The sequence below is a fragment of the Lacinutrix jangbogonensis genome, assembly GCF_000797445.1.
Classification (GTDB): domain Bacteria; phylum Bacteroidota; class Bacteroidia; order Flavobacteriales; family Flavobacteriaceae; genus Lacinutrix; species Lacinutrix jangbogonensis.
Genome location: NZ_JSWF01000046.1, coordinates 1 through 25,760, shown reverse-complemented (window position 1 = coordinate 25,760; position 25,760 = coordinate 1). Strand labels below are relative to the sequence as shown.

The 25,760-nt window shown below is 33.9% G+C and carries 21 protein-coding genes; 12 read left to right on the top strand and 9 right to left on the bottom strand.

The genetic code is table 11. The annotated features are described in order from the left end of the window. Positions 1-4: 4 nt before the first annotated feature. The 3 genes from RH82_RS17155 to RH82_RS17150 form a co-directional block, all read right to left on the bottom strand. Positions 5-280 (bottom strand): DUF3098 domain-containing protein, encoded by a 276-nt coding sequence (locus tag RH82_RS17155; RefSeq protein WP_034062660.1) that lies wholly within the window; start codon positions 278-280, stop codon positions 5-7. Between the two features lie 399 nt (positions 281-679). Then, positions 680-808 carry a hypothetical protein gene (locus RH82_RS19045; protein WP_262494891.1) on the bottom strand — a complete coding sequence of 43 codons (129 nt, stop codon included), beginning with the start codon at positions 806-808 and terminating at the stop codon, positions 680-682. A 146-nt stretch (positions 809-954) separates the two neighbouring features. Beyond that, the gene (locus RH82_RS17150) at positions 955-1,833 is read right to left on the bottom strand and encodes a cell division protein FtsX (RefSeq protein ID WP_034062658.1); all 879 of its coding nucleotides are present in this window, start codon (positions 1,831-1,833) and stop codon (positions 955-957) included. 233 nt (positions 1,834-2,066) lie between these two features. On the opposite strand from RH82_RS17150, the gene RH82_RS17145 reads away from it, so the two are divergent. The 8 genes from RH82_RS17145 (at position 2,067) to RH82_RS17110 (ending at position 14,840) form a co-directional block, all read left to right on the top strand. Beyond that, the gene (locus RH82_RS17145) at positions 2,067-4,988 is read left to right on the top strand and encodes a leucine--tRNA ligase (protein ID WP_034062657.1); all 2,922 of its coding nucleotides are present in this window, start codon (positions 2,067-2,069) and stop codon (positions 4,986-4,988) included. 404 nt (positions 4,989-5,392) lie between these two features. Then, positions 5,393-5,743 (top strand): hypothetical protein, encoded by a 351-nt coding sequence (locus tag RH82_RS17140; protein ID WP_034062655.1) that lies wholly within the window; start codon positions 5,393-5,395, stop codon positions 5,741-5,743. Between the two features lie 82 nt (positions 5,744-5,825). Further along, positions 5,826-6,347 (top strand): hypothetical protein, encoded by a 522-nt coding sequence (locus RH82_RS17135; RefSeq protein WP_052158411.1) that lies wholly within the window; start codon positions 5,826-5,828, stop codon positions 6,345-6,347. A 73-nt stretch (positions 6,348-6,420) separates the two neighbouring features. After that, positions 6,421-7,134, top strand: a complete 714-nt coding sequence (locus tag RH82_RS17130) for a zinc metallopeptidase (RefSeq protein WP_081979291.1) — start codon at positions 6,421-6,423, stop codon at positions 7,132-7,134. Between the two features lie 46 nt (positions 7,135-7,180). Further along, entirely contained in the window at positions 7,181-7,900 is a 720-nt protein-coding gene (locus RH82_RS17125) for a Bax inhibitor-1/YccA family protein (RefSeq protein WP_034062653.1), read from the top strand. Between the two features lie 159 nt (positions 7,901-8,059). Beyond that, on the top strand, positions 8,060-9,082 hold the full coding sequence (locus RH82_RS17120) for a T9SS type A sorting domain-containing protein (protein WP_034062651.1): 1,023 nt from the start codon (positions 8,060-8,062) through the stop codon (positions 9,080-9,082). A gap of 503 nt (positions 9,083-9,585) precedes the next feature. Continuing rightward, positions 9,586-13,755, top strand: coding sequence for a beta strand repeat-containing protein (locus tag RH82_RS17115; protein ID WP_034062648.1), 4,170 nt, complete (start codon positions 9,586-9,588; stop codon positions 13,753-13,755). A gap of 29 nt (positions 13,756-13,784) precedes the next feature. Beyond that, positions 13,785-14,840 carry a T9SS type A sorting domain-containing protein gene (locus RH82_RS17110; protein WP_034062646.1) on the top strand — a complete coding sequence of 352 codons (1,056 nt, stop codon included), beginning with the start codon at positions 13,785-13,787 and terminating at the stop codon, positions 14,838-14,840. A 109-nt stretch (positions 14,841-14,949) separates the two neighbouring features. Here the strand turns inward: RH82_RS17110 and RH82_RS17105 are convergent, their stop codons facing one another. The 4 genes from RH82_RS17105 to RH82_RS17090 all read right to left on the bottom strand — a co-directional run bounded on the left by RH82_RS17105 (position 14,950) and on the right by RH82_RS17090 (position 17,501). Beyond that, entirely contained in the window at positions 14,950-15,630 is a 681-nt protein-coding gene (locus tag RH82_RS17105) for a response regulator transcription factor (protein WP_034062645.1), read from the bottom strand. After that, positions 15,620-16,423 (bottom strand): sensor histidine kinase, encoded by an 804-nt coding sequence (locus RH82_RS17100; protein WP_034062644.1) that lies wholly within the window; start codon positions 16,421-16,423, stop codon positions 15,620-15,622. The genes RH82_RS17105 and RH82_RS17100 overlap by 11 nt, the downstream gene beginning before the upstream one ends. Beyond that, positions 16,390-16,728: a hypothetical protein gene (locus RH82_RS18525; protein WP_156112526.1), complete on the bottom strand. Its 339-nt coding sequence runs from the start codon at positions 16,726-16,728 to the stop codon at positions 16,390-16,392. Before RH82_RS18525 ends, RH82_RS17100 begins: the two co-directional genes overlap by 34 nt. A gap of 332 nt (positions 16,729-17,060) precedes the next feature. Next, the gene (locus RH82_RS17090) at positions 17,061-17,501 is read right to left on the bottom strand and encodes a hypothetical protein (protein WP_034062639.1); all 441 of its coding nucleotides are present in this window, start codon (positions 17,499-17,501) and stop codon (positions 17,061-17,063) included. Positions 17,502-17,692: 191 nt separating this feature from the next. Between RH82_RS17090 and RH82_RS17085 the strand changes: the two genes are divergently transcribed. Continuing rightward, on the top strand, positions 17,693-18,256 hold the full coding sequence (locus RH82_RS17085) for a phage tail protein (protein ID WP_034062638.1): 564 nt from the start codon (positions 17,693-17,695) through the stop codon (positions 18,254-18,256). Between the two features lie 22 nt (positions 18,257-18,278). Continuing rightward, positions 18,279-18,842 carry a phage tail protein gene (locus RH82_RS17080; protein ID WP_034062637.1) on the top strand — a complete coding sequence of 188 codons (564 nt, stop codon included), beginning with the start codon at positions 18,279-18,281 and terminating at the stop codon, positions 18,840-18,842. A gap of 69 nt (positions 18,843-18,911) precedes the next feature. On the opposite strand, the gene RH82_RS17075 is transcribed toward RH82_RS17080, so the two are convergent. Continuing rightward, the gene (locus tag RH82_RS17075; protein WP_034062635.1) at positions 18,912-22,223 is read right to left on the bottom strand and encodes a VCBS repeat-containing protein; all 3,312 of its coding nucleotides are present in this window, start codon (positions 22,221-22,223) and stop codon (positions 18,912-18,914) included. Then, positions 22,220-23,539, bottom strand: coding sequence for a vanadium-dependent haloperoxidase (locus RH82_RS17070; RefSeq protein ID WP_034062633.1), 1,320 nt, complete (start codon positions 23,537-23,539; stop codon positions 22,220-22,222). Before RH82_RS17070 ends, RH82_RS17075 begins: the two co-directional genes overlap by 4 nt. 271 nt (positions 23,540-23,810) lie before the next feature. Here RH82_RS17070 and RH82_RS17065 point away from each other — a divergent pair, with 271 nt between their 5' ends. Together RH82_RS17065 and RH82_RS18520 are read left to right on the top strand one after the other, a co-directional pair. Then, the gene (locus tag RH82_RS17065) at positions 23,811-25,586 is read left to right on the top strand and encodes an Ig-like domain-containing protein (protein WP_034062632.1); all 1,776 of its coding nucleotides are present in this window, start codon (positions 23,811-23,813) and stop codon (positions 25,584-25,586) included. Further along, the coding region (locus RH82_RS18520) for a hypothetical protein (RefSeq protein ID WP_156112525.1) at positions 25,510-25,760 on the top strand (251 nt) is incomplete at its 3' end. The genes RH82_RS17065 and RH82_RS18520, both read left to right, overlap by 77 nt.

The window sequence follows — 25,760 nt, the reverse complement described above, 5'->3', positions numbered from 1 at the left end:
GAAGTTATTTTTTAGAATCGGAATCTTCTTTACGCGTTAAAATTGCATAAATCTGAATGCCAAAACCTAAAAGAACTAAGGCTGGAGCTAATCGAATACGTCTCCAATGAAAGATATCTTCATTAAAAACATTTGGATCATCGCTTCCACCACCAGACATTAAAATAAAGCCAATAACAATACATGCTAAACCAATAAACATAAATTTATAGTTACGCTTACCAAAGATGAATTCACCTTTATTCTCAGAACCGATTTCTTTTCGTTTTTGTTCTCCCACTTTATGTAGATTTAATTAAATGCTGTGAAAATTATGCAGCTATCAATAGCTATTTATGCAATGTGTTCACTAATAATATGACTTCAAATTGCTTTATGTAAATGCAAAGTAACGGTTTTATTTAAAACTTTGGCCTCTAATAAATCTAAATTTAAGCTAAGCCTAAATTCAAATTAAGGTGAAATTAGTAAAAATGATTACTGGTAAATAGTATACCAATAGATATGCTTTCAGAAATTTTTACTTTTTTTTTAGACTAAATTTTGTTGTTCTTTACTTAAGCTTGCCTATTGTAAAGACATAAAAACGTTATAACTCATAAAAATCACACAAGATGTTACTAAAAATGCACCAAAAAGAACTACTACTTTCATTATGTTGAGGGATAAATTCATAATTTTAAATATTTATTGATTCTACATAGTTTTTGTTTGTGTCTACCTTAACAAACCTGTTTTCTGATTTTTTTTGTGATAGCAATACAGTAGATACTATTGCTTTAATACCTTTAAATTCTAGTCGCTTCATAGTGTTTTAGTTTTATAAATGAATAAAAGTATTGATATAGCTAGAATATGTGGTTTTTGATAATATAAAGATAACCAGAATCTTTCCTAAATATTGTTAAGGCTTAAGTTAAAGAATGTTAAACTTGAGGAATAACAAATCGGCATCTAATAATTGAGTTTATCGGTATTCAAATTTAAAAAACGCTGAGTCGCGAAAAAGGTAGAAACCCAAGTAATAAAAATACCAAGAAAAAACACGAAAGCAAAGAGGCCAATAATAAGAATTGGTTGGCTTAATAACTCTAATTCAGGAAATGTTTTATCTACAAAATAGAGTACTAAAGCCATGCCTATAAGTGCTAATATCGCTCCAAAGACACCGAGCTTTACACTACGATAAATAAAAGGCCTTCTAATAAAGCGTTTGGTGGCACCAACCATTTGCATCGTTTTAATAGTAAAGCGCTTAGAATATACAGCCAATCTAATAGAACTGTTAATTAGTAATACAGCAATAAGCGCAAATAAAGCACTTATAAGTAATACCCAAAAACTAATTTTCTTAACATTATCATTCATTAAGTTTACTAAGTCGTTATCATAACTAACCTCTTCAACAAACTTTTTGGTTAATGCTTCATCAGCAATCGTCTGTAGTTTTTCTGAAGTCACAAAATCTGCTTTTAAATTAACATCAATTGAGTTTTTAAGTGGATTGCTCCCTAAAAAGTCCATAAAATCCTCGCCACTTTCGGCTTTCATAAATTCTGCAGCTTGCTCTTTAGAGACAAAGGTTGTCGACTTTACGTAGTCTGCCATTGCTAAGCTTTTTTTAAGTTGTTTAATCTCAACATCTTTAGCTGTGTCTTTTAAGAAAATGGTAACGGTAACTTGCTCTTTAAAATGATCGGCTACTTTCTTTGCGTTTAACACCAAAAGGCCTAATAAACCTAATAAAAACAAGACGAGTCCAATACTTAAAACTACAGAAAAGTATGAAGAAATTAAACGGCGTTTTTGGTATTTATCAAAAGATGAGCTCATAAATAGAGTTTAGTTTATAGCGTAAAAATAATAAAGAAAACAGATTCTATTGTTTTAGAACGCCTAAAGTTTTAACAATCTTATAATAAGTTTAAATTTGCACTACAGAAATGAGATGTTTAATAGAATTTTTACACCTCATTTTAATAAATTAAGACTATTCATTTTTGTCTATTTGAGAGCTGTCGAAAGGTCAAAAAGATAGCGATACACATATTATAAGAAAGTACCACATGCAATACAATTTTAACGACATAGAAGCCAAGTGGCAAAAATATTGGGCAGAAAACCAAACGTTTAAAGCCTCGAATACTAGTGATAAACCTAAATATTATGTTCTCGATATGTTTCCTTATCCATCCGGAGCAGGTTTACACGTTGGACATCCGTTAGGTTATATTGCCAGCGATATTTATGCACGTTACCAACGCCATAAAGGATTTAATGTATTGCATCCTCAAGGTTACGATAGTTTTGGATTGCCTGCAGAACAGTACGCAATACAAACAGGACAGCATCCTGCAATTACTACAGAAACTAATATTAAAACCTATAGAAGACAATTAGATCAAATTGGTTTTTCTTTCGATTGGAGTCGCGAAGTACGAACTTCTAATCCAGAATATTACAAATGGACGCAATGGATATTTATTCAATTATTCGAATCGTATTATTGCAATGATGATAATAAAGCTAAAGATATAAGTGAATTAATATCAATTTTCTCTTCAGAAGGAAATACCAATGTAAACGTAGCTTGCGATGATGATATTGAAACATTTTCTGCTGAAGCATGGAACGGAAAAAATTCAGAAGCACAACAAGAAATATTATTAAAATATAGGTTAACTTATTTAGCTGAAACCGAAGTCAATTGGTGTCCAGCTCTAGGAACTGTTTTAGCAAACGACGAAATAGTAAACGGTGTGTCAGAACGCGGTGGACATCCTGTAGTTCGTAAAAAAATGACACAATGGAGTATGCGTATTTCTGCTTATGCAGAACGCTTATTACAAGGTCTAGAAAACATAGATTGGACAGATTCACTTAAAGAAACACAACGTAACTGGATTGGGAAATCGGTTGGAGCTACTGTCTCATTCAATGTAAAAGAACATGATGAAAACATTGAAGTTTTCACAACGCGTCCAGATACAATATTCGGTGTAAGTTTCATGACTTTAGCACCAGAACACGAATTAGTATCTAAACTAACAACAGTTGCACAAAAAGAAGCTGTTAATGCCTACATAGAAAAATCAGCCAAACGTAGCGAACGCGATCGTATGGCAGATGTAAAAACCATTTCTGGTGTATTTACAGGAGCTTATGCAGAACATCCTTTTACTAAAGAACCTATTCAAATATGGATTGGCGATTACGTATTAGCAAGTTATGGAACAGGAGCAGTAATGGCTGTGCCTTGTGGAGACCAACGTGATTACGATTTTGCAACCCATTTTGAAATAGAGATTCCAAATATTTTCGAAGGTGTAGATATTAGTAACGAAGCGTTTACTGGAAAAGACAATGTAAAGATTGCAAATAGCGATTTCTTAAACGGAATGAACTACAAAAAAGCCAGCAAACGTGCTATTTACGATTTAGAGCAATTAGGGCAAGGCGAAGGCAAAACAAACTACAGATTACGAGATGCTGTATTTTCAAGACAGCGTTATTGGGGAGAACCATTTCCTGTGTATTATGTTAATGGAATGCCACAAATGATCGCTGCGCAACATTTACCTATTAAATTGCCAGAAGTAGAAAAGTATTTACCAACCGAAGAAGGCGAACCACCTTTAGGTCGTGCAGATGTTTGGGCTTGGGATACAGAAAGCAACACTGTTGTTAGTAACGATAAAATAAACAATACAACCATTCACCAATTAGAGTTAAACACAATGCCAGGTTGGGCAGGAAGTTCATGGTACTTTTTCCATTATATGGAAGAAGCGAATAGAGATGGTGTTTTTGCAAGCGAAGACGCCTTAAAGTATTGGGAAAATGTAGATTTATACATTGGTGGTGCAGAGCATGCAACAGGTCACCTATTGTATTCTCGTTTTTGGGTAAAATTACTTAAAGATAGAGGTTTTGTAAATGTGGAAGAGCCTTTTAAAAAGTTGATAAACCAAGGAATGATTTTGGGAACTAGTGCTTTTGTTGTTGAAGCATTATATGAAGGGAAAAGTCTGAATGTTTATGAATCATATAATTTAATAGAAGGCCCAAATTATATAACTTCTGAAAGTCCTAAATGGAATGAGTTAAGAGAGATATATAGAAGTAAAGGATTAGAGGAAGAAGATTTTTCAAAGGTTACAAATAGATTAATCCATTGTGATGTGTCTTTTGTAAATGCGTCTGATGAATTAGATATTGATGCATTTAAAAACTGGAGAGCAGAGTTTAAAGATGCTATATTTTTAAGAGATCAAGATGGTGTCTTTAAAGTAAAACGTGAAGTCGAAAAAATGTCCAAATCCAAATACAACGTGGTCAATCCAGACCAAATTGTAGCAGATTATGGAGCAGACAGCTTGCGTCTATACGAAATGTTCCTCGGTCCATTAGAACAATACAAGCCATGGAATACTGCAGGTATTTCAGGTGTTCATAGTTTTCTAAAGAAACTATGGAAATTGTATGTAGACGATACTGGTTTAAAAGTAAATGACGCAGAACCAACAAAAGACAACCTTAAAACATTACATAAAACCATAAAGAAAGTACAAGAAGATATCGAGAATTTCTCTTTTAATACTTCGGTTTCTACGTTTATGATTGCCGTTAATGAACTTGGAGCGCAAAAATGTACAAGCAAAGACATTCTAGAACCTTTATTGGTTTTAATTTCTCCTTATGCACCACATATTGCAGAAGAACTATATAGTAAATTAGGGAATACCGTGTCAATTTCAACGACTGCTTTTCCAACTTTTGATGCAAGTCATCTAGTAGAGAGTAGCAAGAATTATCCAATTTCATTTAATGGTAAAATGCGTTTTACGCTAGAATTACCTATGGATATGAGTAAAGAAGATATTGAGAAAACGGTATTGGCTCACGAAAAAACAATAGCACAACTTGAGGGTCGTACACCTAAAAAAGTAATTGTAGTACCTGGGAAAATTGTAAATATTGTAGGGTAAGTTACAATTCGCTGTGCCAGTTCGAGTGATTCGACGTAGGAGAATTGTATCGAGAACTATATATTAGAACTTCTCTATACAGTTTGTTCATGCTTCTCAAAGCACTCGAAGTGACGCCTATTTTGTATTGTTCGGAAGAGAAAAAACAGTATTAGCTCATGAAAAAAACAATAGCACAGCTTGAGGGTCGTACACCTAAAAAAGTAATTGTAGTACCTGGGAAAATTGTAAATATTGTAGGGTAAGTTAAAATTCGCTGTGTCAGTTCGAGTGATTCGACGTAGGAGAATTGTATCGAGAACTATCTATTAAAACATCTCGATACAATTTGTTCATACTTCTCAAAGCACTCGAAGTGACGCCTATTTTGCCTTTTTGGAAAAGAAAAAAACAGCAATCTCATAATGATAAAAAAACTTAAAATAATAATTGGAGTTTTTCTGTTGGCAAGCGTCATAAGCTATTTTATTCTGGAGGCTAACGAAAAACAATTCGATAGAACGCAATGGAATACTAGTCCGTTAACACGTTTTAAAATGGCCAAGTCTCTTATGGAAAGCGATATTTTATATGGCAAAACCAAAGAGGAAGTCATTTCCTTATTGGGTAACGCGATTCCTTCTACTTTAAAAGGTAAAGACCATTTGGTTTATGCTATAGGAACACCACCAAGTTTTTTTGAAGCTAAGGAAGAAAAGATTGTTGTTGTTTTTGAGGATGGTAAAGTTATTAATGTAATTCATTTGCTTCAGTAAAACGCATCTATTAGTCAATTCGAGTGAAATGCGCTTTCAGCATTTTGTATCGAGAACTTGTTGTACATTTATAACAAAACTTATGAAATTAATTTTCACTCTTTTAATAGTAGCTATTAGTTTTTCCGCGCAAGCGCAAGATGGAACATTAGCATTTCCAGAAGATTATTTTGGTATTTATAAAGGCGACCTAGAAATAACCAATGCAAAAGGCAAGCAAAGTATTGGAATGGAATTTCATTTAGCAGTAACAGATTCTATTGGAATTTACACTTATAAGATTGTCTATATTTTTGATGGCAAACGTAACGATAGAAATTACACCTTAAAAACCATTGATAAAGAAAAAGGAGAATACGTTATCGATGAAAATAATGGTATTATTTTAGACGCCAAACTAGTCGATAATGTACTCTATAATGTTTTTGAAGTAAGTGGTAATTTGTTAATGACTACCGAAGCTTTTTTTCTTGATTACATGACTTTTGAAATTGTATTCTCTGGAAAAAAAGAAAAAACGGTTACTAAAGCTACTGAGGATGGTACTGAAGTGATTAGTTACCCAGTAACAGTAACCCAAAAAGCGAAACTTTTAAAACAATAAACTGACAAAATTTCTTGTCCTAAAAGTGGCTCACTTTTTGTTACCTTTAAAGGAGTATTAAAACCTTAAAATTATGATGGGATTTGGTTATATGGGTTACTATGTTATTATTGGAATAGTATCTTTAGTAAGCTGGTTGGTAAGCAGTCAATTAAAAAGAAAATTTGCTAAATACTCCAAAGTACATTTACGCAATGGAATGAGTGGTGCAGAGATTGCAACTAAAATGTTGGCAGATCATGGTATTAGAGATGTTGAGGTTATTTCCATTCCAGGTCAATTAACAGATCATTACAATCCAACAAACAAAACGGTTAACTTAAGTGAAGTTGTTTATAACGAACGAAATGCTTCTTCAGCAGCGGTAGCAGCTCACGAAGTTGGACATGCCGTGCAACATGCAACAGCATATAAATATTTAACTATGCGTTCTAAATTAGTGCCTGTAGTACAAATGACATCGCGTATGTCTCAATGGGTTATTTTTGGTGGTATTGCTTTAATGGCTACTGAAGCAATGGGAGTCGCAGGACAATATGTTGCTATAGCAGGTTTAGTAATGATGAGTTTTGCAACGCTGTTTAGTGTAATAACTTTACCTGTAGAATACGATGCTAGTAATCGCGCATTAGCGTGGTTAAAAAACAAAAACATGCTAACTCCAGAAGAGTATAAAGGTTCTGAAGATGCTCTTAAATGGGCTGCAAGAACCTACTTAGTAGCTGCGCTTGGTGCAATTGCTTCCTTGTTATATTTTGCTTTAAGAATATTTGGAAACAGAAATTAATCTACTATATTTAAACTCTTAATTTTTAACTTATTTAAACGATTATATGAACAATTCATTTGAAAACCCTATGCCACAACAACGCATTGCGGTTAGTGCTTTAGCGCAAGAAGAACGTGTAGCATTTTATAAAAAAACCTATGGACATGTTGCTGGTGGTGTATTACTATTTATATTTTTTGAATACCTTTTATTGCAAAGTGATACTATCGTAAATTTTGCATTATCAATGACCGAGGGTTTTAAATGGCTATTAATGTTAGGTGGTTTTATGTTTATTACTAATTATGCAGAAAGAATGGCCCTAAAAACGCCGGATAAAAACAAACAATACTTAGCTTTTGGATTATATATTTTAGCCGAAGCATTTATTTTTGTTCCAATGATATATGTTGCTGCGTTCTATATGGAACAAGGCACCGAAATTTTGCAACAAGCAGGAATTGTTACATTGTCTCTATTTTCAGGTTTAACAGCGGTAGTGTTTGTAACAAAAAAGGATTTTTCATTCCTAAAAACAGGTCTAACAATTGGTTTCTTTATTGCGCTTGGATTAATTATAGCAGGTACTCTTTTTGGATTTAATATGGGATTATGGTTTTCGGTTGGAATGTGTTTATTGGCTGGAGGTTCAATTTTGTATCAAACGTCTAATCTGGTAAATAAATATACAGTAAACGATTATATTCCTGCAGCATTGGGCTTGTTCGCTTCGTTAATGTTATTATTCTGGTATATTTTAAGCATTTTTATGTCAAGGGATTAAGTTCTTTTTAAAATTATATAACTAAAAAAGTCCCAGATTAGAGTAGGTTTTTTTTAACTTGCTAACAATCAGATTATAGTAAGTAACTAATTTTTAGTTTTTCGATTTGTTTAATGTTATTTATTATATGTATTTTTATTAAAGCTTTAAACACAAATTATGAAAACAAAACTACTTTTTTTACTATTTTCTTTGTCCATAGTACTCATTACTAATAACCTAAATGCACAAACGACACTTGTAGCTGGTGATATTGCTGTTATACATGTTAAAACAGACGATCCTGATGCTTTTGCTTTTGTCACTTTTGTTGACCTTTTGGCAGGTACAGTTATTTATTTTACAAATTGTGGAGCCGATGCTGATGGTTTCAATCCTCTTGGTTGTATTGAAGGTGCTAGAAAATATACAGTACCTTCTGGAGGCATTGGTTTAGGAACGATTATTAAATCTATAGATCCAAATATAACCACGTATACAGATGCAGGGATTATAGGAGCAATGTCTTTTTCAACATTTGGTGATCAAGTTCTTGTGTTTCAGGATGCAGATCTAGGGGATGCTATAGATCCATCACAAGACCCTACTTTTATTTTTGCACTTAATACGGCATCTACAGAATTTACCGGTTCTAAAGCAAATACAAAACAAACAGGTTTGCCATTTGGTTTGCAAGACACATCTAGTCCTGTAACAGCTTTAGGTTTAGGAAGTGGCATAGGAAATCAAGATGATTTTGATAATGTAGTTTATAATAGTGCGTATGATTTTTCTGGATTTCCAGATTTAGGGTCTAGCATTGCGGCTGCAAAATTAGCACTTACAGATACTGCAAATTATCTTCAAGAAGATGATCATACAGCTATGGCATATACAACAGCTGTTGGTAATATAGCACCTGCTTTAATGTTTTTCACACTTTCAACAGAGAGTTTTAGTATCGATAATGCTTTAAAATTATACCCTAATCCTTCTCATGGTCTTGTAACGATTCGCAATTCTGGAATTGCTTTAGAACAAGTAAACTTAACAGATATTAATGGTCGTGTAGTAGCTAGCTTTAGCCTAAACGGTATTACAGATAGCAAACAGCTAAACCTTAGTGATCTAACGTCTGGATTGTATTTGTTAACCATAACTTCAAAAGAAGCTTCAACAGTTAAAAGATTAATTATTAGATAAATATTTAAAACAAACAGGAAAATAAAAACCGCTTTCATTATAAAAATTGAAAGCGGTTTTTTTAGGTATTATAATAACAATGAAAATGCGTAAATCTACATAATACTTCATAAATAGCCGATTTTCTTTTTTAGATAACAATTGGATTTTTAAATATTATTCAGCGTTAATTTGTGTCTTTTTAACGAACACCTTAACAATTTCATTAACTTGACGACGAAAACACCCAAAGAAATCTCATTACAATTAGCTTGTTCTAAATATTTTTTAGGGAATTGGATAAAAAATTTTAACTACAACTATCACTAAATTAGCTATTATGAAGAAAATTACTTTTTTTACTTGCTCTTGCATTATTCACACTTTTTTCTTATCAATCTTTTGCACAATGTTCACTAGGAGCTCAATTCTTTCAAACTTATGATGCGTCAGGGCTTGGTTTAGGACAATCTACTTCGGTTGCTGTTGTTGTATGGGCAAGTGAGTATGTTCCTATATCTAATATGGTTGCAGGTGCTACATATACTATAGATACTTGTGGGTCTCCTACCGATACTAATTTAACAATTTATGACCCTAGCAACGTTCAAGTCGGTTTTAATGAAACAGGAACCTGTGGAGATGATGCAAGTGTAACATTCGTTGCAGCAACTTCAGGGACGTACAAAGCTCAGTTGGGTTGGAACGGAGGATGTACTGCTAATAATCAGAACCATCACGTTAATATTACATTAGTTTCGTCTCCAGCACCAGCCTTCTCAGGAAGAATTGCAACCGCAGGAGAAAGAGAAGGAAGAGCATACGAATCTAATGCAATGTGGTCTACCAGATTATCCGATGATAAAGTTTTACTCTTTTATAAAGACGATAATGATTTTAATACAAATAATTTAAGAGCAGTAATAGGAACAACAAGTGGAAGCAACATAACGTTTGGCACTGAAGTAATTATAGCAACAACTGATATTAATAATTATGTTAAAGTAGAAGCATTAAGCCCTACTAAAGCAGTTGCTATTTGGGAAGTTGATGACCCAAGTAATTTAAACGCTTTAACATATTCTGTAATAGATATAGATGGAACAACCATTACTGCAAACCCAAGTGCCCAAATAAGTAATACTAAATATGAAAGAAGTTGGAATGAAGGTTTCGAACTAACTGCAATCAATGATTCTCAAGTTGTTTTAGCATGGGATGATCAAATCACTTATAATGGAGCAGCGGTTATTGCAGGTAATGTAAGCGGTAGTACAATTACATGGGGAGCCCCAATTAACCCATCAGCAGCAGCATCTACTCTTATCGATATCACTAGAGTAAGTGACTCTAAATTTGCTATGGTTTATGGGGATGGTCATCCAGCAGAGGATGGCTATGTAGTAGCTGGTACCATAGATGCTAGTGCTAGTATTTTTATAGGTACACCAGAGCTTTTTGAGTTTGTTGCAGATGATGTAGATGATATTAGAATTGTAGCATTAAGTGAAACAGAAGTAGCCATAGCTTATGAACAAGCACCAACAGATCAAGGTCATTTAATTTATGCAACATTAAGTGGTACAGATTTTACATTTCCAGGATCTATTGCTAATTTTTATACAGGTGGTGGTATTTCTACATTTTCAATGAGTGCATTATCTGCAACAGAGGTTATTATTGCAGTAGATAGTGGTAGTGGAATAATAAGCTCTGAATATTTTACAGCTTTATTAGCTTCTAATGATTTTACAGTAAGTTCCGGTTCAGATATCGTTACAGGAGGTCAAGCTGAAGATGTAAGCATTAATGCTTTAACATCAGATGTTGCAATAGTTGCTTACATAGATGATCGTGATTTAACTTCACCACCAAATGCAAATACAGATGAAATAGAGGTTTTGGTGTTAACACTTCCCTCTGGATCTAATCCAGAAATTAATGTGCAAGGAAACGCAACAAATATTATTTTAGGTAATGTGTCACCAGGTTCAGGAGATCATACAGATTTTGGAACTGGAGCAAGTTTATCGAGAACATTTACAATACAAAACTTAGGTGCTGGAACATTAAATTTAGGAAGTAATGCTGTTTCCATAAGTGGTATTGATGCAGCAGATTTTAGTGTTAACACTCAGCCATCTGCAACTGTTGCAGGTATGAGTAGTGTTACATTTATTATAGATTTTTCATCAGCTGTTGCTTCAACCAGACAAGCAGAAATTCATATCAATAGCAATGATGTACATGAACCAGATTATTTTTTCTCAATTGCAGCAGTAGGTGAATCTTCATGTACAGATCCAGATATCCCAACCGTTTTAACTGCAACACCAAGTACAACATGCTCAGGTTCAACATCAACGTTAACATGGACAGGCGCATTAAATGATGCTATACAATGGCATATATATACAGGCTCTTGCGGTGGTACTCAAGTAGGAACTTCGGCAACAAACTCATTTACAACAGCTGCTTTAACAGCAAATACAACGTTTTATATACGAGGAGAAGATGGAGCGGGTTGTGTAGATGAAGCTTCAGGATTATGTGGTGAAATTATAGTAAATGTTAATGCTTTACCAATAGTAACCTTTACAGCGCTTGCAGATTTATGTATTGATTCCGGAGTTCAAACCGGATTAGGAAGTGGAACTGCTACAGGTGGTACGTATTCAGGAACTGGAGTTACAGACGATGCAAACGGAATGACATATAGTTTCGATCCTGCAGCAGCAGGTGTAGGAACACATACTATTACCTATACAGCTATAACAACCGGTTGTACAGATTCAGCAAATGATGATGTAGAAGTATTTGCATTACCAATGGTAACCTTTACAGCCCTTGCAGATTTATGTCTTGATTCTGGAGTTCAAACCGGATTAGGTGGCGGTGCTCCAACAGGTGGTATTTTTTATTCAGGACCGGGAGTTACAGATAATGGCAATGGTATGACATACGATTTTGATCCAGCATCAGCTGGAGTTGGAGTTCACACACTTACATATACTTTCGCTGCGGGAATTGGATGTTCAAATTCAGCTACTGATGACGTAGAAGTCTTCGCTTTACCAGCTGCTACATTTACAGTTTCAAATATTGATGGATGTACTGGAAGCGATGTTACTATAACACCTGTTGGTGCCTCTGGTGGTGCTACCCAATTTTGGGCAGAAACATTTGATCAAGATGGAGCTGGTGTTATAGGAGTTTGTTCTGGTGCAGACCCAACAACATGCGCAACTAATATTGCGCCTACAAATGGACAATGGAGTGTATCTGGTACTACTTCTGGAATAACTGCTACAACTGATTCTTTTAATGTTAATGGAGGACAATTAGTAGGGCGAGATGTGGATGGAGAAGTGTGCTTCCTTTCTGAAAGTATTGATATTTCTACTTATACAAGTGTTGATTTTTCGGCTTTAATTGAAGAACAAGGTGATCTTGAAACAGCTGATTATGCCGATGTTACCTTAATTATAGATGGTATGCCAACTCTAATTACAGATTGGATGAGTATGGGAAGTGCAACACATACATTAACAGGAGATCTTCCAGATGATAGTGATTGGGTTTCAACTACAGTTACTCAAACAGGAATTACAGGCACAACACTACAAATTCAAATTTGTGTTTATAATGGTGCTTCAACAGAATATATTTCGATGGATAATATTACACTTACAGGAACATCTACAACTGCATTTAATTTTTATGATGCAGATCCTGCTAGTGGAACTGCTAATTTATTAGCTGGTTCGGTTGCATCTTATAATCCAATGACAACAACAGTAACAAGTCCACAGACCGTATACGTTGCAGAAGACAGTAGCCCATGCGATTCACAAGCACTTCCAGTAATTATTACAGTAAATGCTTTACCAACTGCGTCGATAATTACTTCAGGAACAGCTCTTGAATATTGTGCAGGAACTCCTAATGTTACTTTAACAGCTACAAATGCTGGAGCAACGGCTTCTTATCTATGGTCTAATGGCGATACAGGTATTTCAACGTCTTCGGTTTTAACTACTCTAGGAAATCCATATTCCGTAACAGTTACAGATAATGGTTGTTCTGCTACTTCGGGAACTGTTAATCTTATTGAAAATGCTGTACCAACTGCGTCGATAATTACTTCAGGAACAGCTCTTGAATATTGTGCAGGAACTCCTAATGTTACTTTAACAGCTACAAATGCTGGAGCAACGGCTTCTTATCTATGGTCTAATGGCGATACAGGTATTTCAACGTCTTCGGTTTTAACTACTCTAGGAAATCCATATTCCGTAACAGTTACAGATAATGGCTGTTCTGCTACTTCGGGAACTGTTAATCTTATTGAAAATGCTGTACCAGCTGCCTCGATAATTACTTCAGGAACAGCTCTTGAATATTGTGCAGGAACTCCTAATGTTACTTTAACAGCTACAAATGCTGGAGCAACGGCTTCTTATCTATGGTCTAATGGCGATACAGGTATTTCAACGTCTTCGGTTTTAACTACTCTAGGAAATCCATATTCCGTAACAGTTACAGATAATGGCTGTTCTGCTACTTCGGGAACTGTTAATCTTATCGAAAATGCTTTACCAACAGTAACATTTACAGCGCTTGCAGATGTTTGTATAGATTCAGGAGTTCAAAATAATGTTGGTGGAGGCTTAGCAACAGGAGGTGTGTATTAGGACCCGGTGTTACAGATGATGCCAATGGAATGACCTACCATTTCGATCCAGCAGCAGCTGGAGTTGGAGTCCATACTATAACCTATAACTTTACAGATGCAAACGGATGTTCAGGTTCAGCAAATGACAATGTAGAAGTCTTCGCTATAGACGATGCTTCCTTTAATTATGACGCGGCTACTTATTGTGCAGCAGATACGGATCCTACTCCAAGCATTACAGGTTTAGCAGGAGGAATGTTTACAGCATTACCTTCAGGACTTTCTATAAACGCAGGAACAGGAATAATTGATATTGCGTTATCAACAAATGGAGCATACACTGTGACTTATGCAACTTCTGGATCATGTTCTAACAGTTCAAGTGTTAGTGTTGTAATAGATGAATGTGCACCTAATAACGATTTATGCTCAAGTGCAACACCGCTTAGTTTAGGTGTCACTTTATCAGGAGAAACAACAGCAGGAGCAACAGATGATTCTACAGGCGCATCAGACGATACAAGTTGTGAACCTTCTACCTTTAAATCAGATGTTTGGTACACTTTCCAAGCACCGCTTACAGGATTAGCAACGGTAACAACAGTTATTTCAGGCACTTCAGATCAGGCAAATGTAGCCGTGTATTCTTCAACAAATTGTAGTCAGTTAGATGTTGACCTTATCGCGTGTTCTGTTGGTAATGCGGGAGAATCTATTAACTTAACTGGTTTAACGCCAAATGCAACTTATTATATTAGAGTTTGGAGTGATGGTGTTGCTGTTATTAGAAACACTCAACTTGTTGAAGGGGCTTTTAATATCACGGTAAGTGAAACAACATTATCTACAACAGTCTTTGAGGATTACGGGTTTACTTATTTCCCAAATCCAGTAGATACTATTTTAACGCTTAAATCTGAGGCTACTATTACTCAAGTAAGCGTATTAAATATGTTAGGACAAGTTGTATTAACAGAAATACCAAATGCAACGACTAAGCAATTAGACTTGTCTAATTTACAATCTGGCGCTTATTTTATTGAAGTTTCAATGGAAGGTGCAAATGGTATTAGAACAAAAACAATACGTGTTTTAAAAGAATAAAACTACGTATTAAATAAACTTAAAAAGGGCTTCTATAATTATAGAAGCCCTTTTTTTATTAATGTATATTTTGTAACCAGTACTTTAAATTTATAGCTGTACTTCTGTATTAAAAGGAATTGTTGTCTAGCGAAACAAGTTTGTTTTTGAGAGCATAAATTACCAATCCAGCAACATTTTTGGCATCCGTTTTTAAAAGCAAATTATTACGATGACCCTCTACTGTTCTTGGACTTATAAAAAGTTTGTCGCCGATATCGTTAGTCGTGTATTGTTTGCAAATGAGTTCTAAAACTTCAACTTCACGCTTAGTAAAATAATTGGCGTCAAATGTTGATTTTATATTTTTGTCTTTTGGGTTTGTAATGCTTTCATGCACATATTGCATCACTTGTTCATCATAATAGAACCCTTTTTCAGCCACTTCTTCAATGGTTTTTATCATAAGTACTGGAGTACTATTCTTTGCTAAATAGGCGACAGCACCAATAGAAATCATATTTAAAATAAAAGGTTTACTAAAATAACTCGTGAGTGCAATAACTTTAATCTTAGGAAACTCTTTTCTTATATGCTTAGTAACTTCAACACCATTTTTCTCAGGCATTTTAAGATCTGTAATCACTATTTCAGGAAGTTGTTTAGCATTTCTTAATAATTGTATTAAATGTTCTCCATTTTCTGCATCAAAAAGCACGTCTATAGAATCGTGGCTTTGAAGAATCGCTTTAAGACCTTGTCTAAACAATAGCTCGTCATCTGCTAATACAATTTTTATTTTATTCTTCATAATCGCAACGTATAATAAATTGGCTTCCGCTATTTTTAGTGCTATCTATTTTTAATTTCCCTTTTAATATTTTGACTCTACTTTTTATATTCTGTAAACCAATACCCGGTTTATCTGTAACCTCTTTATAAGTAAAACCTTTACCATTATCTTGGTATCTTAATAAGAATCCGGTTTTGGTTTGTTCCATATATATAACTAGTTCATTAGCTTCACCATGTCTTATAGAATTATTAATGAGTTCTTGTATTATTCTAAAAAGATGTAATTGGTTCGCTTTAGATAATTCAGAAGGCTCTTCTATATTACTTTCAATATCGATATTTGTATTAGCAATGTATTCTTCAAATAATTCTTCTAATGCAGATTTAAGTCCAAATTCATCTAAAATAGGAGGTAATAAATTGTGCGCTATTCTGCGAGAACTTTCTAATGTTCCTGTTGTTATTTCTAGAATTTGTTCTAATGTTTTATGTTGTTTTTTAGTGATAGTTTTATCTAATAATAAGACATTAGTAGATAGGCTTACGATATTTAATTTAGAACTAATAGCATCATGCAAATCTTGTGCAATACGCTTACGTTCTCTCTCTTGAATAGTTATAGAAGTTTCTAATATTTTTTGTTGATTTTCTAATTTCAGGGCTGCTTTTTCCAACTCTTTTGCAACTATTTTACGCCTTGAATAATGAAAAAACAAAATTAAGCCCGTAGTTACAAGCACCAAAAAGATGATGCCATAAACTAAGGCTTGAATAATTAATCTTTCGTTTTCAATAAGCTCTTTTTCCATTCTATTAAAATTAAAACCAAATAGCCAACATAAAACACCCGGTTTAAAAACCAGACGTCTGCGGTTATCTCTCTATCAACATTGATTAAGTAATCGCCTAGAATAAATATTAATGTACTTGTCGCTAAATAAATTAAAACACCAGCATTTATATACATAAATTTTCCAGCTTTACTTAAGGAATTATATAAATGAAAAATAGAATATATAACTAATGGAAAAGAGGTAATAAATATTTCTAATAAATTAAATTTTTCAAACAAACTTGGGTTTAGAGCGTATTGTATTGTTAAAATAAAAAACACTAAACCAGTTGTAATTTTTTGACATTTTATTTGCTTTTTAGTAAATAACTGACTGTAAAACAGTGACAGAAAAATAAACTGAAAAATAAAATAAAAGTGAGATAAATATAAGTTGTTTTCTGTAAAATTAAATTCCCTCTGTATATCAATTATTAATTGACTTCCTAGTAAAACACAAAAAATAAGAATCAAATAAATCGCAAAATATTTAATGGCTTTATTTTTCGCTTTTTTTAAATAACTATATGTATATAATATAGCATTTATAGAAAGTAATATGTACTCAAGGTAATTTAAAATAACTTTAATAAATACAACCTCCATTTAATGTTTTAAGGATTTAATGGACTATTAATATCACAAAGATTTGGGCACGGTTTTGTAAAATCATAAACACCACTTCCTGCTAAAGCTTTAACGGCATTATCTACCGCTTTATCCTCACATCCAGAAGGTTTTTCGCCTTGAACAAGATCTCTAGGGATTCCTTCGCAATCTAATTTTGTACCTACTAATAAAAGTTTTTCAGTTTGTGGGCTTGGCGCTTCTCCTTCAGGTCTATTTATACCCATATAAGCACGAACACCTGCTCCTGCCGCAACATTAAGTGTGTACTTTCCTTCTCCATCACTTACTAAAACACCCATTTCTTCTAGACATGCTATAAGATCTTCATTAGGAATTAAATGCGCTTTTGCATGTTTTGGGTTTTCATTTTGCCATTTTGTAGCATAAGCTATAGCGTCATTAATGTCAATTGGTCTTGCACTCATAATTTTTAAGTTTTTAAGATTAGTATGTAAGATTAATAGTTTTTAAAGTTACTGAATAAAATGCCACCGCTACAAATAAATTTAATAAACAGGTGTTTCTACCTGATTTTATAAATACGTAAATGCACGTTAAAAAAATGTATAGTTCTAGATTAATTTTGGAGAACTATTAACTAAAAAAACTATTTATTATGGATCCATTTTTAGGTCAAATTTCAATGTTTGGAGGCAATTTTGCTCCAAGAGCTTGGGCGTTATGTGACGGTCAACTACTATCAATTTCTCAATACAGTGCTTTATTCTCTATATTGGGTACAACTTACGGCGGAGATGGAAGAACAACTTTTGCTTTACCCGATTTAAGAGGTCGTACTCCAATTCATGCCGGAACTGGTCCAGGTCTTTCAAATCGAAGAATAGGACAAAGAGGAGGTACAGAATCCAATATATTAAATGTTACACAAATGCCATCTCACTCTCATGCAGCAGCTGGACATTTAAAGACTTCTGCTACACCAGCAGGAAATACACCAGTAAATTCTTATCCAGCTCCAATAGCAGGACGAACTAGTGGTGGTGATAGTGTAAGTATTAGTGGCTGGGGAACTGCAGCAAATGGAACAGCCGCTGCAAATGACGGAGTTGCAGTAACTGTTGGTAATTCTGGAGGAAACCAATCTGTAAATAACATGCAACCTTGGGAATGTGTAAATTACATTATTTGTTTACAAGGTGTTTTCCCTTCTAGAAATTAATATTAACTAAAAACTTAAAATTATGAATCCATTTATAGGAGAAATTATGGCGTTTGGAGGTAACTTTGCACCAAGATCATGGGCATTTTGCAACGGACAGTTATTAGCTATTTCACAAAATACAGCATTGTTTTCCATATTAGGTACAACCTATGGCGGAGACGGTAGAACTACTTTTGCACTACCAGATTTAAGAGGTCGCGCACCAATTCATGCAGGTACTGGTCCAGGTCTTACAACGCGTAGTTTAGGTCAAAGGTCTGGTACAGAAACTAACACTTTAAATACTACTCAACTGCCATCGCACAACCATGCTGCAACAGGACATTTAAATACTTCTGCTACACCAGCAGGAAATACACCAGTAAATTCTTATCCAGCTCCAATGGCAGGACGAACTAGTGGTGGTGACAATGTAAGTATTAGTGGTTGGGGAGTAGCAGGAAATGGAACAGCTGCTGCAACTGATGGTGTTTCTGTAACTGTAGGTAACAGTGGAGGAAACCAACATGTAAACAACATGCAACCTTGGGAATGTATAAACTATATTATTTGTTTATTTGGAGTGTATCCTTCAAGAAACTAATATTAAATAACATATGTAAAAAGGAGCCGATAACGGCTCCTTTTTTTATCTTAATTGTAGTAAAAGTGTTTATTTAACCTCAAAGAACTGCAGTGGTCCATTATTATTAGAAACAAGAATTAAGCTGTCTGCTATTTCAAGAATGTTTCTAGAATCAAGTCCTTTTGTAGTGAAACCACTTTCTAAAACTGTTTGAGGCTTGAAACCTTCTTTAGTATTAATAAGAACAAGTCCATTACTGGCGTCACTTTTGCCAATTTCAATATCAACACCAAAATTGTTTCCAACAAGAATTATATCTTTACTACCATCAGCATTTAAATCTTTTGCTAGAATGCCTTGAACATAAGAGAACTGCGCATTTACTGGAAGTGGGCTTACTTTCATTTTTCCGTTTCCTAAATTCTCTACATAAACTGATTTAAACATGTGAACTTTCTTGCTATTATCTCGATTTGGAATAATTTCTTCTAAAGATGCGTTTGAATAGGATGCATAATCAGAAAAAGTGCGTCTAACACCTTTCATTTGCATAAATAATTGATCTAACCCATGTTTTGGGTAGTGCCCTTTGCTTGCAAAATTGTAATAGGTAGGAATGGCATCTAAATCGTTATTGTTGTCAAAATCTCCCCAATAAATAGATGCTGGATATTCTGCTGTAGCTTTATACATAGAGTTTTCTCCACGATTTCCAACAACAAAATCGAGATCACCATCATTATCGAAATCTGCAGTTTCTATACAGTTCCACCAACCTCCAGTATTATTTAGTCCGTTTTCTTTAGAAATTTCAAATATTCCATTTTTGTTTTTTTTAAGAATGCTAATGTTAATCCATTCTCCAACGACAATTAATTTATTATTTGATAATGCTGCTGCATCTGATATTATACCTAATTCTCCATTATTTGGAAGTAAAGATGAAGCATCTGTAAATTGTCCATTAGTATTTTTTAATAACCAACTTTGGTGACCAAGTGGATATTCATTTTTCTTTGCAAAACCTCCAACAAACAAATCTAAATCGCCATCGTTATCGAAATCTATTGGCACAACGGCAGAAGTTGAGGAATGAATTTCAGGAAGCAAATCACGGTTACGCGTTAAATTTCCTAAACCATCATTTATATATAAGCGGTCTTGATAAATTTCACCAATATTAAATTCATTACTTCCACTAGAAACATATAAATCTATATTCCCATCGTTATTTACATCAATAAAAGCGCAACCACCATCTTCATGGTTTTTATCGTTAATAAAATCTGGAATATTTTTCATTTTAAAAGTTCCATTGAATTGCTGTAGCAATAGTTGTCCAGCTTCATTTGCACTACCTCCAATATAAACATCCATTAAACCATCGTTATTAATATCTCCTTTTTCAAGGATAGGACCTTTGTTAGATAACATATGCTCTAATAATGGCTCTTGTTTAAAATCGATATAAGGATTTTCTTTATGAGTATAATTATAGTTTCCTTTTTCAATACTGAATTGTTTTGAATTCGACTTCTTAATTTTAGAATTGTTTTTTATTCCGTTTTTAATATCTACAGTGATACGCTGATTCGATTTAATATTTTTTAAAGTTTGAGTTTCACCTGTAGGCCAAGTAATTTCAATTTGATTAATTGTTTCTTCTTTTCCTAATCCAAAATGTAACGCAGGATCTACAGAAGATAAGAAACCTCTATAAGGTGTGCATTCTCTAATCTGTTTGCCAGAATTTGTTTCAATACTAACTTTAGCTCCAAAACCTAAGGTGTTACCTTTTCCTCCAGATAACGCAACAGAAAGATAGTTTCCTTTATCCATTTGTCTAGAGTTGTTACGATATAAGAAGGCTTCTTGATTGAAATTGTTTATTATTAAATCTAGATCTCCATCCAAATCTAAATCAGCATAAACAGTTCCGTTCGAGTGCGATTTAGTATCTAATCCCCAGTTTTTTGATTGCTCTTCAAACTTAAGATCTTTTGTGTTTTTATAAGCGTAATTTTGAATTTTAGTACTCGACATTAAATTAATCAAGTCTAGCGAATTTACTTTGCTCATTCCTCCAGCTTTGTCAACAACTTCAACGGATTTGTATTTTAAATAATCTAGATCTGTTATGTCTTTGTAGTGTCCATTTGAAATAAATAAATCTTGATAACCATCATTATCTAAATCTGCAAATAAAGAAGACCAACTCCAATCTGTATAAGCAACACCGGCCAATTGTCCTATTTCACTAAAAGTACCATCTCCATTATTTAACTGAAGCATGTTTCTGCTTATTTGATGATAAAAACCAAAGTCTAATGCAAGATGATATTTATCATATGGACTAGCACCTTTAAGCTGTTTTTGCCTATAATTACTTTCAGGTGTCATATCAACATTAATCAAGTCTAGAAACCCATCGTTATTATAATCTGCAATATCTGTTCCCATTGCGCTTTTAGGAATGTGTGAAAACATAGTTTCAATTTCATCTTTAAAAGTACCATTACCTTGATTAATATAGGCGTGATCTTTAGAGACAAAATCGTTTGAAACATATAAATCTACATAGCCATCGTTGTTAATATCTGAAGCTACTGCACTTAAACTAAAATCATTATTTAGTATCCCAGAAGTAGCAGTAACATTAGAAAAACTATTGTTGCCATTGTTTCTATATAGCCTATCTGCATAGTTATTATCCCAAAATTGGTGTGAAGGAATAATGTTTCCTAGGTCATTTTTAGTGTCATAGATTGTTTGAGCGTTTTCAAAATCAGAACGATGATTCATAACATATAAATCTAAATCTCCATCATTGTCGTAATCGAGAAATACAGATTGATTTGAATACCCATTATCAGCAATTCCATATTCCTCAGCTTTATTAGTAAAAGTATTATCCTTATTATTTAATAAAAGTACATTTTTACGCTGTTCTCCACTTAAAGATAATGATTTAGACAAATAAATATCTTGATAACCATCGCCATTAACATCTACAAAAGCGGCATCGGTTGTAAAACCATTACTATAAACATTTGCTTTATCAGATATTTGCTCAAACTGCATATTGCCTTTGTTTAAATATAAACGACCACCAAACAAATTACCAGTCATAAAGATATCTAGAAGCCCATCATTATTAATATCTCCTACAGCAACTCCGCCTCCATTAAAATAATTTTCATAAGTAAGTACATTAACTTCGTTTGTAGAATTTACTTCGTTTATAAAATAGAAACCACTTTCTTTTTCTGTAAGCAATGTAAATAGTTTTTCTGTCTGTACTTTGGAAGTCTCAATTATTTCTTTAGTATTTTCTTTATCTGGTTTACAACTAAATAATATAAATATAATAAGGATTGAAATTAGAAAGGGATTTTTCATTTTTTTAATGTTCGGATTTTACTAACAACTAATGCGCCTATTCTTTTACCTTGTTCTACTCCAACTTCTATTGCAGGTTTATAATGTATACCTCCATAAAACCTACTAATTGCTGCTTCATCTGAAGCGTGATAAAAAGAAGTAAAAGTCCTTGGAGGCATTCCATAAGGCACTTCGGTTTCATCGGTAAACCCATAATTATCACCAAAATAATACGTAAGAATTGTAGATGCACTTCGCGATACCACACTATGTCCGCTAGTATATTCAGGGAAATTTGGTGTGGTTAGAATTGGCATCCAAGTTGGGTCTATTTCATTTTGTATTATAGTTACCGGACGAATATAATTCGTTTTATATTTAACGTCCCAACAACTAATAAAAGCATCGAACATACCAACAGTTATTGAGGCATACACCAATGCAGTGTTATTAAGGTTATATTTTTCATTTTCTGTTGCTGCACGACAGATATTCATCCAGTGGCCTCCAGGAGTCAGTTTTTTCTCGGCATAGGTAATATGCCCTTTATGTTTTGGAACAATAGGATTACAGTCCCAAAATTTAGCAATTTCAATAGTAGAACCATCGTTGTTCTTAACGGCATCGTAAACCTCTAGTAATTCCGTATGGAATTTACTCCCAGGAGTCATATTATAGGTTGTAGGAGCTGGTGGTGTAAATTGGTTTGAAGAATCAAGAATTACAGGGCGTATTTTGTCCCAATGTGGTTCTAGCGCATCCATATAATCTGGTGGTGTTGGGCTCCAAGAACCGGGTGTTTTTAAAAGTGTATAATCTCCCATGTTACGGGTTTCATTATAAAAATCTTTATTAAACCACGCTATCATTATTTTTGAAAATTCTTGGCAGTATTTTTCAACAGCAGTAAACTCTTTATGATTGCTATACAAATCTTTTAATTCACTAATTTTTAAATCAATATGCTTTGGTGTATATACTAGTTCACGAGCTACTAGATAAAAACTATAAATTGAAGCCAATTTATTTAATTCTGAACCTTCATAAATAGGTGTTTCTGGAAAATTAGGAATTATTGTTTTTAACGAATGCATTTCTGCAGCATGCTTACTTAATATTTCATACGCAGTGAGATTTGGATACAAATAAATTCTCCCTGCTACTGGTGGTGAGAAAAAATCGTGAACAATATCTTGTTCTAACGTAACATTAGCTTGGTGCAAAGCACTTGAAGTTAAAACAGGTAGTTCTAAAGTTTTTTTATCTTTGCAACCCATTAAAAACAATATTAAACCAAGTGTTATTATACAAAAGCGATTTATTTTTAAATACATAATATTAAAATGTTAAAGGGCAAATGTAATCGTTTTGTGTTAATATTTTTAAATACAAATGCATTCTCATAGTTTTTGAAAGCCCTAAATATAGAATAATATAGGCCTTATAGAATACAATAATCTCGTTTTATTAAAAACAGGTATAAATACCTGTTTTTAGAATAATAATATGACTTAAGTTTTAAAGTGATTTTTTATCATTATCTTTAACTTTATTAATTTTTTCTATTAACTATAAACACTAAGCTATTAATTAATCTAATTTATTATGAAGAAAATTACTATTTTCCTAACTTTTTTATTGCTTACCCTTTTTTCTTATCAATCTTTTGCACAATGTCCCAATAATAACACCCCAACTGGTGGTGTTAATTTTAACGCAACATCCCTAACAGTAGGTGTAAGCACTGAAGTTTCTCAGGTCTCTTGGGGCGGTGAATATGCTTCAATAAACAGCTTAACTGTTGGCGCTACCTATACAGTTGATACCTGTGGTTCTAATGATGATACGTATTTAACGATTTATAATAGCGCTGGAACACAACTAGGTTTTAACGATAATACCTGCGGCGATGATGCTAGTGTTACTTTTACCGCACCTACTACCGATGCGAGAGCCTTGGTTGATATTGGTGCTGCTTGTGGTTCTAATGCTGCTAATCATTTTGTGAACATTACATTAGTATCATTACCTGTACCAACTTGCACAGAACCTACTGTTCCAACAGTAGCAGCAACATCAAATCCTATTTGCACAGGAAGTTCCACTACATTAAATATATCTGGTACATTAAACGATGCAACAGCATGGCATGTTTATACGGGTTCTTGTGGTGGTACTTCAGTAGGAAATACTGCAGGATCTACCCTATCGGTATCTCCAACTTCAACAACTACTTATTTTATAAGAGGAGAAGGCGGTTGTGCTACACCTGGTTCATGTGGTCAAGTTACAGTAACTGTTAACACTTTAGATAATGCATCATTTAATTATGGATCTTCAACTTTTTGTGTTGACGATTCAGATCCTACTCCAACTATTACTGGTTTAGGAGGCGGTGCTTTTTCAAGTACAGCTGGACTAACTCTTAATGGAGCTTCAGGTGGCATAGATGTTTCTACTTCGAATCCAGGTACTTATGCAGTAACTTATACTACAATAGGAATTTGCCCTAACACTTCAAACGTTTCAGTCACTATTAATGCATTAGATAATGCTTCCTATAGTTATGATGCACCTGCTTATTGTCAAGATGATACAGATCCTACTCCAAGTATTACTGGTTTAGCAGGTGGAACATTTACAAGTTCTGCAGGTTTAACTCTTAATCCTGGTACAGGTGCAATTGATGTTTCAACTTCAGCACCAGGAGCGTATACAGTAACGTATACAACTGCTGGAGCTTGTCCAAACAGTTCAAATGTTCCTGTAACCGTTAATGCTTTAGACGATGCTTCATTTAATTATAGTGCAGGATCTTATTGTTCAGCAGATACAGATCCTACTCCAACCGTTGCTGGTTTACTAGGCGGTTCTTTTTCATCTGCACCAGGAGGATTATCTATTACTTCAGGTACTGGAGCCATAGATGTTTCAACTTCAGCACCAGGAGCGTATACAGTAACGTATACAACTGTTGGATCTTGTCCAAACAGTTCAAGTGTTCCTGTAACCGTTAATGCTTTAGACGATGCTTCATTTAATTATAGTACAGCTGCTTATTGTTCAGCAGATACAGATCCAACACCAACCATTACTGGTTTAGCTGGTGGAACGTTTACTTCTGGCGCAGGACTTTCTATTAATGCTTCAACTGGTGTTATTGATGTTTCGGTATCAACTCCAGGAACTTATACTGTAACGTATACTACTGCAGGAGTTTGTGTAAATTCATCTGACCAAATTGTAACAATAAACGCAACAGATGATGCTTCGTTTAATTATGATGCACCAGCGTATTGTCAAGATGCTACAGATTCTACTCCAACCATTTACTGGTTTAGCTGGTGGAACGTTTACTTCTGGCGCAGGACTTTCTATTAATGCTTCAACTGGTGTTATTGATGTTTCGGTATCAACTCCAGGAACTTATACTGTGACTTATACTACTGCAGGAGTTTGTGTCAATTCATCTGACCAAATTGTAACAATAAACGCTACAGATGATGCTTCATTTCTTTATAGCGCACCAACATATTGCACAGATATTATTGTTGC